Genomic DNA, 11415 nt, shown 5'->3' on the forward strand with positions numbered 1-11415 from the left:
GACGCGACCTGCGAGGGGCACCACGGCGCGGGTACCCCGACGGCCTCCCCCTCTGTCATCTCGACCTGAGAGCTTCACCGGACGCCCGTGGGCGCCGGCTTTCCCCGTCGGTGAGGGCGGAAGCCGTCGACATCCGCCCTGCTTTCCAGAGTGACCTCGTCCGTGCGGTACGTGAGCCTGAGAGATTCCGGGGAGGATTTGCTCCTTCGGCGCCTCCGAGGTGGTCGGAGGACTCTCCCGCACGGGGTCAGCAGCCGCTGTCAGCCTACCAGCGAGGGCAACACCGGGGCCTTCGAGTGGCCGCCTCCTTGATTGTGCTCTTTTGTAGTGCTTACGGATGAGTTGCGACCACGTGGAGGGAGAGGGACCGTGCAGACCGACATCGATCCACGCAACCTGATCGGCCGCAAGGCGTTCGACCGCAATGGCGCCAAGATCGGCACCATCGACGAGGTGTACCTGGACGACGCGACCAGCGTGCCCGAATGGGCGGCCATACGCACTGGCCTGTTCTCCCGGGACGCCTTCGTGCCCCTGGAGCCCAGCGAACTCGTCGACGGCACCCTGCACGTCCCCTTCGACCGTGCTCTGATCAAGGACGCCCCCGACTTCGGCGTGGGCCGCCACCTCTCCCCCGAGCAGGAACTCCAGCTCTACCACCACTACGGCCTCGACGTGGCCTCACCCCCCAAGGTCCCGGACCACGACTTCGGCAAGCTGGCGGGGTCGGAGGAGGCCTGATCCGCACGGTCTTCCGGGGCCCGGGGCGCAGCCCCGTGCGGGCCGCCGTCCGGCGGACCGGGACAGGCGGGCGGGTGGGAGGAGTCCGGGACCAGCGGCAACGGATCAGCGGACGCCAAGGCAGGATCGTCGACGAGGAACGTCCGCACCCGTCCCGGCGGGGACTGCGGTGTCTCGAACCGCACGGTCACCCGCCCCAGCCCGCTCCCCTGTACCCACCCGTGCCCGTACTCCGCATGCCGCACGTCCTGCCCGGCACGCCACTGCCGCTCGACGGGCTCCGCCCGCTCCACGACAGCCTCCACCGCGCCCCTCTCCGGCTCCTCCGCCGCAGGCACGGGCATCGCCTGCGCGAACAGGTCCTCCTGCGTGTAGTCGGCGAGCCCGGACACCCCCACCCCGAGCAGCCGCACCCCGCCCGTGGTGTCCACGGAGTCCAGCAACCGCGCCGCCGCCTCGCGGATGACGACGGGGTCGTCCGTGGGCCCCCTGAGCGTCTCCGAGCGGGTGAGCGTGGAGAAGTCGTACCGCCGCACCTTCAGCACGATGGTCCGCCCGGACAGCCCGGCCCCGCGCAACCGCTGCACACACCGGTCGGCCAGCCGCCGCACCTCCATACCGACCCGCAGCCGGTCGTGGATGTCCACGTCGTAGGTGTCCTCCACCGACACCGACTTCGCTTCCCGCTCGGCCACCACCGGCCGCTCGTCCCGGGCCAGGGCCATGGCGTACAGCGCCTGCCCGTGCGCCTTGCCGAGCAGCCGGACCAGCTCGTCCTCGCCGGCCTCCGCCAGTTCCTCCACCGTGGTGATCCCGGCCCGGCGCAGATGGTCGCCGGTGGCCGGTCCCACCCCGGGCAGGGTGCGCACGGGCATCGGCGCCAGCAGCGCCCGCTCCGTGCCCGGCTCGATCAGCGTCAGGCCGTCCGGCTTCGCCTGCTCGGAGGCGATCTTCGCGAGCATCTTGGAGGCGGCGAGCCCCACCGATCCGGTGAGTCCGGTGACCGCCCGGATGTCCGCGCGCAGCTTCTCCCCGGCCCGCCGCGCCGACTCCTCGTCCCAGGCCGCTCCCCCGGCCTCCAGGTCCACGAACGCCTCGTCCAGGCTCAGCGGCTCGACCAGCGGTGACAGCTCCCGCAGCAGCGTCATCACCTGCTCGCTGATCGCCCGGTACAGGGCGAAGCGCGGCACCAGATAGGCGGCGTTCGGAACCAGCCGGCGCGCCTGTGCCATCGGCATCGCCGAACGCACCCCGAACACCCGTGCCTCGTACGACGCGGTGGCGACCACGCCGCGCGGGCCGAGCCCGCCCACGACCACCGCTTTCCCGCGCAGGCTCGGCTTGGACGCCTGCTCCACCGAGGCGAAGAAGGCATCCATGTCGAGATGCAGGATCGTGGGCGCGTTTCTCACATCTCCGATGCTGCACCACGCCACTGACAACGCGGTGCTGCCGGAGCGCCCCGGTCAGCGGCCGGCGGTCAGACCGCCCGGTTGCGGCGGCGCGCCAGTTCGTCCGCGGGGTTGTGACCGACGAGGGTCTCGCCGGTGTCGATGCGCTCGCCGTGCAGCTGGGAGAGGGCGCTTTCCACGTCCCGCCACACCACGCCGACGGCGATCCCGAAGATGCCCTGACCGCCCTGGAGCAGGGCGTGGACCTCGTCCGGCGAGGTGCACTCGTACACGGTGGCGCCGTCGCTCATCAGAGTCATCCGCTCCAGGTCGCGGAAACCGCGTTCCCGGAGGTGCTGCACGGCCGTGCGGATGTTCTGCAGGGACACCCCGGTGTCCAGGAACCGCTTCACGATCTTCAGGACGACGACGTCCCGGAAGCTGTACAGACGCTGGGTGCCCGACCCGTAGGCGGGCCGGACGCTGGGCTCGACCAGACCGGTGCGGGCCCAGTAGTCGAGCTGCCGGTAGGTGATGCCGGCAGCCGCGCAGGCCGTGGGCCCCCGGTAGCCGATCTCCTCGGACGTCATGGACGCCACCCCTCCGCCGTTCGGCACCGCCGTCGGCAGCTGCGGAGCGTGCTCCACCGCGCCGCCGGGATGGGCATGTACCCCGCCTGAGCGCGGTCGCGAGCTCGGGGGCGAGTACGGACCGCTCTCCCCGAAACCGCGTCCGGGGGCACCCCCAGCCGTACCGTCGCCGCTGGTTCTCACGCCGACCTCCGTCCTTGACCTGCCTTCTCGACGGTAGGCAGTCACCAGGGGTGCGTCAACGATCGCCACACTCGGCACGCCGAGTGATAATCACCCAAGGAGTGGTTTCCCGTGTCCCACCGCGGGGAAAGGCTAGCCGAATGCGCTGGCGGGGGGCCGTAGGACGCTCTCACGGGCCGGAGGCAATTGCCGGGGCGCGGGCCACGCGAGACCGCCGTGTCGCCCCGGGGTGGTACCCGGGGCCGGCGGGTCGGCCCCGGTTCTCACTGGCTGCTGGTGCCGAAGTCCTCGGGCGAGATCTGGTCGAGGAACTCGCGGAACTTCTCCACCTCGTCCTCCTGCTCGTCCGGAATGGCGATACCCGCGTCGTCCAGCACCGTGTCACTGCCGTAGATCGGCGTTCCGGTGCGCAGGGCGAGCGCTATGGCATCGGAGGGGCGGGCGCTGACCTCCACCCCGCTGGCGAACACCAGCTCCGCGTAGAAGACACCTTCCCGCAGATCGGTGATGCGCACTTCGGTCAGCTCCTGGCCGACGGCCTCCAGCACGTCCTTGAACAGGTCGTGGGTCAGCGGTCGCGCGGGGGCCATGCCCTGCTGGGCGAAGGCGATCGCCGTCGCCTCCCCCGGCCCGATCCAGATGGGGAGGTAACGGTCGCCTCCCACTTCGCGCAGGAGCACGATCGGTTGGTTGGAGGGCATTTCGACCCGGACACCTACGACATCGAGCTCGTTCACACAGCAACCCTAGGCCGTGCCCGGGACGTTTGGGTAGTCGGGCCGGGAACAGGTGCCCGATCCGGCCGCTCCACGGCCCGCCGGATCCCCGTCGTTCTCAGGGCAGCCGCACGCCGAGAGCGGTCTTCACCAGGGCCGCGTGCAGCTTCACCGTGAGGGCCGCCAGCTCCTTCGTACGGGCCTCGGCATGTGCCCTGGTCTGCGGGTTGCGGTGGCGCTTGAGCGGGGCCACCACCTGGTCGACCAGGCCCGCCTCACGGTCGGCGGCGGCCTTCATCACCCGAAGGTGGCGAGGCTCGATGCCGAACCGGCCCAGTTCGGCGATGAGCGAGGCCACGGTGACGGCCTCGGCCTCGTACGACCCGTCCTCCAGCGGAGCGATGAGCCCGTAGGACTCCCACTCCTTCAGGTCGCCCTCGTCGATGTCCGCGGCGGCCAGCAGCTCGGCCCTGCCGACCCGGGCCACCGTGGGCCCCTCCACGCGCGCGGGCGGGTCCTCCCCGGAGCGCTGACGGCCGACCACGGGCAGCGGGACGGCCTCACCCCGCTCCATGGCGTCCAGATGCTCGCGGATCACCTTGAGCGGCAGGTAGTGGTCCCGCTGCATCCGCAGGACGTGACCGAGGCGCTCGACGTCCCCGGCGCTGAACTTGCGGTACCCCGACGGGGTCCGCTGCGGCTCGATGAGCCCCTCCGACTCCAGGAAGCGGATCTTGGAGATGGTGACTTCGGGGAACTCGTCGCGCAGCACGTTCAGCACCGTGCCGATGCTCATCAGCCCACTGTCCCTGGCGGCGGTACCGCTTCCGGCACCGCCGCTCGGTGTTTGAAGCATGGACCTTCCCTGGGGGTGGTCCCCCCGGACCTCAGTCCGGGGGCGGGTCAGATGCCCTGCCGGCTCGCGTAGAACACCAGCCGGTACTTGCCGATCTGCACCTCGTCACCGTTCGACAGGGCGACCTGGTCGATGCGCTCCCGGTTGACGTACGTGCCGTTCAGGCTGCCCACGTCGGCCACCGTGAAGGAGCCGTCCGGAGAGCGCCGGAACTCCACGTGGCGCCGGGAGACGGTCACGTCGTCCAGGAAGATGTCGCTCTGCGGATGACGGCCGGCCGTGGTCAGGTCGCTGTCCAGCAGGAAGCGGCTGCCCGAGTTCGGCCCCCGGCGCACCACCAGCAGCGCCGAGCCCATCGGCAGGGCGTCCACCGCGGCCTGCGCCTCCGGGGAGAGCATGGGCAGCGGCGACTGCCCGGTCACCTCGGAGTCGTAGGCCTCCAGGCCCGAGATCGAGATGGTGGACGTCGTCTCGGAGGCCCGCTCCGGCGTCAACCCGGGACGCAGCGGCGCCCCGCAGTTGGAGCAGAACCGGGCGTTCTCCGCGTTCCGGTTACCGCACCTCGTACATACCAGGACCGACATCGACGGATCCTCCTGCCGCGGCTGCCCCGCCGGGGCGTTGGACGCGTACGGGCCGGGGGCGAACCCTCCACCCGTACCTGAGGTTGACGGTTGCCCGAAACCTATGCCGCCGGACTGGGCAGGGTCAACTGACGCCGCGCCCTGACCTCCCGAAATGTCACCGCCCGGACCAGCGACCTGGTCTCGGAACAGCGGGCGCTGGCCCTCCGCGTCAGGCTGTGCGCGATGACGAGCGGTCGCGTTGTCGCTGCCCTCTCGTGCGCTCTTGCCGAACAACTTCGCAAACAACTTCACGGGCGATTCCCCTTGACCGAAACAGACCCGCCCGTGGGGCAGGACGAAACCTGATTGCCTACACCGGCCGAGCCGGACATTCTCACAACGTCCGTAACCACCAGACAGTTTCCACCACGCACCACCCCTTCGGTGCGCCGACCCCCCGCAACCTCATGCCCCTGCCGGACGGCCCCCATGCACCGGCGGTTCACTGGGAGGACGACCGAGCGTAGTCAGGCCGCTTCGCCTGTCGCAAGGCATCCACGACGATCTTGTCCGACCGCTCGACGGTCACCGTGGCCTGCTCCTTCTCCAGAGTCTGCACCACGCCTCCAGGAATGTTCAGCGCGGGCTCGAGGTCCTGGGGCTTGCCGATGACCTTGAAACGATAGGGGGCGGTGATCTTGTTCCCGTCGACGCTCACACTCTTGCCGGCGTCGGTGAAGTAGGTGCCGGCGACCACCCGGACCCCGTTGACCTGGATCGCCTCCGCACCGGCCGCGCGCAACTCCTGGATCGCGTCGAGCAGCATGTCCGCCTGGACCGTCCCCTTCGTGTCCTCGATCGTCATGGTGATGCCGGGACCCTGCGCCGCCACGGTGCCCGCCAGGATGCCGAGTTGCCTCTCCTTCTCGGCGGTCTGCCGGCGCGCCTCAGCGGCCTGGTCGGAGCTGCTCTGGAGCTCCTGACGCTGCTTTTCGAGTCCCTGCTTCTCGTCCTGAAGACGCTGAGTACGCGAATCCAGTTCATCGAGGATGCGTACAAGATCTTCCTGGCGGGCTCCGCGCAGCGCGCTGTCGGTGTCGCTGTTGGACGCCACCTGCACGGCCAGGCCGAAGCCGAGGCCGAAGAGCAGCACCGCCACGATGAGTTGGGCACGCGTGAAGCGCGGCGGCCACAGCCCCTTGACGAGGCGCTGTCGGCCCGTCAGCGGCTGCGCGGACTCCCCTGGGTCCGACGGCCCTGCCTCGGGCGCGGGAACGGGCACCTCCGCCGGCAGCTCCCTGCGCAGCCGGTTCTCCGGCTGACCGTTCCCCCCGTTGCCGTTGTTGCTGTCGTTGCTCTCGTTCTGCTCGCTCATCGGTGTCACGCCCGGAACACGTGCCGCCGGATCGCCGCGGCGTTGGAGAAGATACGGATGCCCAGCACCACGACGACACCCGTGGACAGCTGCGCGCCCACGCCCAACTTGTCGCCGAGGAACACGATGAGGGCGGCGACGACCACGTTCGACAGGAACGACACCACGAAGACCTTGTCGTCGAAGATCCCGTCGAGCATGGCCCGCAGACCACCGAACACGGCGTCCAGCGCCGCGACGACGGCGATCGGCAGATAAGGCTCGACGACCGCCGGAACCTCGGGCCGGACCAACAGGCCGGCCACGACTCCCACGACGAGGCCCAGTACGGCGATCACGATGTGCCCTTCTCGGTGTTCTCTGACTTCGGCTGTGCTGTACGTACGATCACACTCGGTGCGGCAGGCAGGCGGACGTCGCCCTCCGCGGAGATGGTGGCGCGGATGCCGTAGTTCTCCTCCAGAGCGTGCAGATACAGGCCGTCGGCGCTGTTCTGGAAAGCGGTGCTCAGCCTCTCCCCGTCCCCCACCGCCAGCACCGTGTACGGCGGCACCAGCGGCCTGTTGTCGACCAGTATCGCGTCACCCGCGGCCCTGATCGCGGACAGGGCGGTCAGCCGCTGCCCGTTGACGGAGATCGCCTCGGCCCCGGAGGCCCACAGCCCGTTGACGACGCGCTGCATGTCGCGGTCCCGCACCCGGCCGGTGTCGGAGAAGCCCGACGTCTCCCGCGGGTTGGAACCGTCCCCGCCGCCGCTCGCCTCCTTGGCGTCGTTCACGACGAGCTTCACCCCGGGACCGTGCACCGCGGTGGCACCTGACAGCAGACCCACCAGGTCCGCCTCGGCGCTGCCTCCGCTCGACCTCAGAGCCGCCCGCTGACGCGCGCTGACGTCGTCGCGCAGCGTGTCGACGGTCCTTTCGAGCTTGTCCGCGTCCGCGGTCTCGCTGTCGACGCGGTCGATCAGCTCCTGGCGTTCCTTGGCCACCACGGGCGCCGCCACGCGCGCCTGTGCCGCGCCCACGGTCACGACGAGCGCCGCGAGGACGAGACCGGCGGCCAGGCCCAGCTTGGCCCGGAGCGTCTTCGGCAGGCCGCCCTCGCCCTCGGACTTCCTCCGGGCGGCGGCCTCGGCGTACCCGTCGTCGAGGCTGTGGTCCATGACGTTGGTGATCAACGACATGGAGGCGTCCGGGCGCTGCGGCCGCGTGGGGCTGCTCCGAACGGGGGGTTGCTGCGGCATGCCGCACATCGTCGCATGTCGCGACCGGTACCTCCGAACGGGCCCACCGGCGTGCCGGACAGGCCCCCTTGGGGACACTTGTCCGGCACGCACGCGTGCAGTGGTTCTGGCCGTTCTCAGCGGCCCGCGGTCACCGGCCGGCGCTGTCCACGACCGCGGACCACTCGTCCAGCAGGGCCTGCGCGGAGGCGTCGTCCGGCCCCTCCGCCCACAGGTGGGTGACCGCCTCGGCCGGGTCGGGCAGCACCATCACCCAGCGCCCGTCGGTCTCCACGACCCGCACACCGTCGATCGTGTCGACAAAGCGATCTCCTGCCGCCTCGACCACCCGTCGCATCACCAGGCCCTTGACGGCCCACGGCGTCGCCAGGTCGCGCTTGAGGACGTGCGCCCGCGGGATCCGCGCGTCGATCTGGCTCAGCGTGAGCTGCGTCCGCGCCACGAGCCCGATGAGGCGTACGAAGGCGGCCGTGCCGTCGTACACACCGCTGAACTCGGGGACGATGAAACCGCCCTTTCCGTCACCACCGAAGATGGTGCCCTCCTCGCGCCCCACGCGCGTGAGGTCGTCGGGCGAGGTGGTCGTCCACTCGACCTGGGTGCCGTGGTACGCGGCCACCTGCTCGGCGATCCGGGTCGTGGTGACCGGCAGCGCCACCCGTCCGCTGCGCCGCTCGGCGGCCACCAGGTCCAGCATGACCAGCAGCGCCCGGTCGTCCTCGATGATCCGGCCCTTCTCGTCCACGAGCGACAGCCGCTCCCCGACGGGGTCGAACCGCACACCGAACGCGGCACCCGAGGACGCCACGATCTCCCCGAGCCGCACCAGCCCCTTCCGCCGCATCTCGGCCGTCTCGGTGGGCCGGGACTCGTCAAGACCGGGGTTGATGGTCAGCGAGTCCACACCGAGCTTGCCGAGCAGGCTGGGCAGCACGAGCCCGGCACTGCCGTTGGAGGCGTCCACGACCACCTTCAGGCCGGACTCCGCTATCCCGGTCGTGTCGACGTTCCGCAGCAGCGATCCGGTGTACGAGTCGAAGACGCTGGCCGGGAAGTACAGGTCACCGATCTCGCCGGGGAACGCACGCCGGTACTCCTGGCGCGCGAACACCCGGTCCAGCTTGCGCTGGCTGCCCTGCGAGAGGTCCGCGCCCTGCCCGTCGAAGAACATGATGTCGACCGAGTCCGGCACACCGGGCGAGGTCCGGATCATGATGCCGCCGGCGCTGCCCCGCGCGGTCTGCTGCCGGGCCACGGGCAGCGGTACGTTCTCCAGGTCGCGTACGTCGATGGCGCTGGCCTGGAGCGCGGAGATCACCGCCCGCTTGAGCGCCCGCGCACCGCGGGAGTGGTCGCGGGCCGTGGTGACGGTGGAGCCCTTCTTCAGGGTCGTGGCGTAGGCGCCGGCGAGCCGCACCGCCAGCTCCGGTGTGATCTCCACGTTCAGGATGCCGGAGACACCGCGGGCGCCGAACAGATGGGCCTGGCCCCGGGACTCCCAGATCACCGAGGTGTTGACGAAGGCACCGGCCTCGATGGTCTTGAACGGGTAGACGCGGACGTTGCCCTGAACGATCGATTCCTCACCGATCAGGCACTCGTCACCGATGACCGCGCCGTCCTCGATCCGGGCCGCACGCATGATGTCGGTGTTCTTGCCGACGACGCAGCCGCGCAGATTGCTGTGCTGTCCGATGTACACGTTGTCGTGCACGACGGCCTTGTGCAGGAAGGCACCGCTCTTGACGACGACGTTGGAGCCGACGACGGTGTGCTCCCGGATCTCCGCGCCGGCCTCGACCTTCGCGTAGTCGCCGATGTACAGCGGCCCGCGCAGCACGGCGTCGGGACTCACCTCGGCGCCCTCGGCCACCCAGACACCCGGGGAGATCTCGAAGCCGTCGATGTCGACGTCGACCTTGCCCTCGAGGACGTCCGCCTGCGCCTTCACATAGCTCTCGTGCGTGCCGACGTCCTCCCAGTAGCCCTCGGCGACATAGCCGTAGATCGGCTTGCCTTCCTTCATCAGCTGCGGGAAGACGTCGCCGGACCAGTCGACGGGCACATCGGCTTCGACGTAGTTGAAGACCTCGGGCTCCATGACGTAGATGCCCGTGTTCACCGTGTCGGAGAAGACCTGCCCCCAGGTCGGCTTCTCCAGGAAGCGCTCGACCTTGCCTTCCTCGTCGACGATGGTGATGCCGAACTCCAGCGGGTTGGGCACGCGGGTCAGGCAGACCGTGACCAGAGCGCCCTTCTCCTTGTGGAAATTGATCAGCTCGGTGAGGTCGAAGTCGGTCAGGGCATCGCCGGAGATGACGAGGAAGGCATCGTCCTTCAACGCCTCTTCGGCGTTCTTGACGCTTCCGGCGGTACCGAGTGGCTTCTCCTCATTGGCATACGTGAGCTCCATGCCGAGCTCTTCGCCGTCGCCGAAATAGTTCTTGACGAGCGAGGCCAGGAACTGCACGGTGACGACGGTCTCGGTGAGCCCGTGCCTTTTGAGCAGCCGTAGCACGTGCTCCATGATCGGGCGGTTGGCCACGGGCAGGAGCGGCTTGGGCATGCTAGAGGTCATGGGGCGCAGGCGTGTGCCTTCGCCCCCGGCCATCACGACGGCCTTCATGTCGGAAGCGTCCTCCTCCAAGAGACGACGGTCTAGCCGACTTCACCCGTCCAGATTGTCCCGCACTTTTCCACCGCGGGCCATCGAGGCGTCAGGTCTGGACAATCACCGAGCTCAATCGGCCGTGGCGTCCGCGCGAACCAAGCGGCGGACTTGTACCACGTAGAGCACTCCTGCCCACCAATAGAGGGTTGTACCCCATCCGGCGAACGCCCATCCGAAAATAGCAGCGAGTGACGCGATCCAACCACTTCCGTCACTGAGCAGCAGGAGCGGGAAGGCGTACATCAAGTTGAAGGTCGCGGCCTTCCCCAGGAAGTTCACCTGCGGCGGCGGATATCCGTGCCGGCGGAGGATGCCCACCATCACCAGGAGAACCAGTTCCCGGGCCAACAGCAGGGCGGTGAGCCAGAGCGGGAGGATCTCCCGCCAGGTGAGCCCGACGAGAGTGGAAAGAACGTAGAGGCGGTCGGCAGCGGGGTCGAGAAGCCGGCCGAGGCTGCTGATCTGATTCCAGCGCCGGGCGAGCTTGCCGTCGAGATAGTCGCTGATCCCGCTGAAGGCCAGCACGAGGAGGGCCCAGCCATCACTCTGCGGCCCGCCGAACTCCGGCCTGAGGATCAACCACAGGAAGAGGGGTACGCCGACGAGCCGCGCCATGCTGAGGATGTTGGGGATGGTGAGGACCCGGTCTGTCTGGACGCGGGTCTCCTGGACCTCCACCCGGGGGCCTCCTGTGCGAAATGAACCAACGATGCCCCCTGACCTTACCTCAACGCAAAAAAGCTCCGGCTCCTGGGCAGTGCCCAAGAGCCGGAGCTTCAAAAGGAGTTCGGCGGCGTCCTACTCTCCCACAGGGTCCCCCCTGCAGTACCATCGGCGCTGTGAGGCTTAGCTTCCGGGTTCGGAATGTAACCGGGCGTTTCCCTCACGCTATGACCACCGAAACACTATGAAACTGTGAACGCCACACCGCCATTACAGCGGGGCTGTTCGTGGTTTCAGAACCAACACAGTGAACGCGAGCGTCTGAGGACAAGCCCTCGGCCTATTAGTACCAGTCAACTCCACCCGTTACCGAGCTTCCATATCTGGCCTATCAACCCAGTCGTCTACTGGGAGCCTTAC

General features: G+C 69.1%; 11 protein-coding genes, 2 rRNA genes and 1 riboswitch. Of the genes, 1 reads left to right on the forward strand and 12 read right to left on the reverse strand.

Features of this window, described 5'->3' with window-relative positions:
- Positions 1-155 precede the first annotated feature (155 nt).
- A riboswitch (glycine riboswitch) is annotated at positions 156-250 on the reverse strand.
- A 119-nt stretch (positions 251-369) separates the two neighbouring features.
- Positions 370-741, forward strand: a complete 372-nt coding sequence (locus tag ABZV94_RS27005) for a PRC-barrel domain-containing protein (RefSeq protein WP_356344647.1) — start codon at positions 370-372, stop codon at positions 739-741.
- Here ABZV94_RS27005 and ABZV94_RS27010 read toward each other — a convergent pair.
- From ABZV94_RS27010 to ABZV94_RS27065, 12 genes are all read right to left on the reverse strand, one after another.
- Positions 663-2153: a DNA polymerase IV gene (locus ABZV94_RS27010; RefSeq protein WP_356344649.1), complete on the reverse strand. Its 1491-nt coding sequence runs from the start codon at positions 2151-2153 to the stop codon at positions 663-665. The two genes, ABZV94_RS27005 and ABZV94_RS27010, sit on opposite strands and share 79 nt — an antisense overlap.
- A gap of 68 nt (positions 2154-2221) precedes the next feature.
- The gene (locus ABZV94_RS27015) at positions 2222-2905 is read right to left on the reverse strand and encodes a MerR family transcriptional regulator (protein WP_356344651.1); all 684 of its coding nucleotides are present in this window, start codon (positions 2903-2905) and stop codon (positions 2222-2224) included.
- A gap of 263 nt (positions 2906-3168) precedes the next feature.
- On the reverse strand, positions 3169-3642 hold the full coding sequence (locus ABZV94_RS27020) for a bifunctional nuclease family protein (protein WP_026253112.1): 474 nt from the start codon (positions 3640-3642) through the stop codon (positions 3169-3171).
- 97 nt (positions 3643-3739) lie between these two features.
- Positions 3740-4477, reverse strand: a complete 738-nt coding sequence (locus ABZV94_RS27025) for a MerR family transcriptional regulator (protein WP_356344653.1) — start codon at positions 4475-4477, stop codon at positions 3740-3742.
- Positions 4478-4524: 47 nt separating this feature from the next.
- A complete protein-coding gene (locus tag ABZV94_RS27030) occupies positions 4525-5355 on the reverse strand; it encodes an FHA domain-containing protein (protein ID WP_356344655.1) in 831 nt (276 codons plus the stop codon).
- A 190-nt stretch (positions 5356-5545) separates the two neighbouring features.
- A complete protein-coding gene (locus ABZV94_RS27035; RefSeq protein ID WP_356344657.1) occupies positions 5546-6418 on the reverse strand; it encodes a DUF881 domain-containing protein in 873 nt (290 codons plus the stop codon).
- A gap of 5 nt (positions 6419-6423) precedes the next feature.
- Entirely contained in the window at positions 6424-6756 is a 333-nt protein-coding gene (locus tag ABZV94_RS27040; RefSeq protein WP_003988855.1) for a small basic family protein, read from the reverse strand.
- Positions 6753-7661 (reverse strand): DUF881 domain-containing protein, encoded by a 909-nt coding sequence (locus ABZV94_RS27045; RefSeq protein ID WP_356344660.1) that lies wholly within the window; start codon positions 7659-7661, stop codon positions 6753-6755. The genes ABZV94_RS27040 and ABZV94_RS27045 overlap by 4 nt, the downstream gene beginning before the upstream one ends.
- Before the next feature lie 130 nt (positions 7662-7791).
- A complete protein-coding gene (locus tag ABZV94_RS27050; protein WP_356344663.1) occupies positions 7792-10287 on the reverse strand; it encodes a mannose-1-phosphate guanyltransferase in 2496 nt (831 codons plus the stop codon).
- A 114-nt stretch (positions 10288-10401) separates the two neighbouring features.
- Positions 10402-11010: a CDP-alcohol phosphatidyltransferase family protein gene (locus ABZV94_RS27055; protein WP_356344665.1), complete on the reverse strand. Its 609-nt coding sequence runs from the start codon at positions 11008-11010 to the stop codon at positions 10402-10404.
- Positions 11011-11117: 107 nt separating this feature from the next.
- Positions 11118-11234, reverse strand: a 5S ribosomal RNA gene (rrf, locus tag ABZV94_RS27060).
- A gap of 84 nt (positions 11235-11318) precedes the next feature.
- A 23S ribosomal RNA gene (locus ABZV94_RS27065) occupies positions 11319-11415 on the reverse strand; the annotation flags it as partial.

The organism is Streptomyces sp. NPDC004658, assembly GCF_040609555.1.
Taxonomy (GTDB): domain Bacteria; phylum Actinomycetota; class Actinomycetes; order Streptomycetales; family Streptomycetaceae; genus Streptomyces.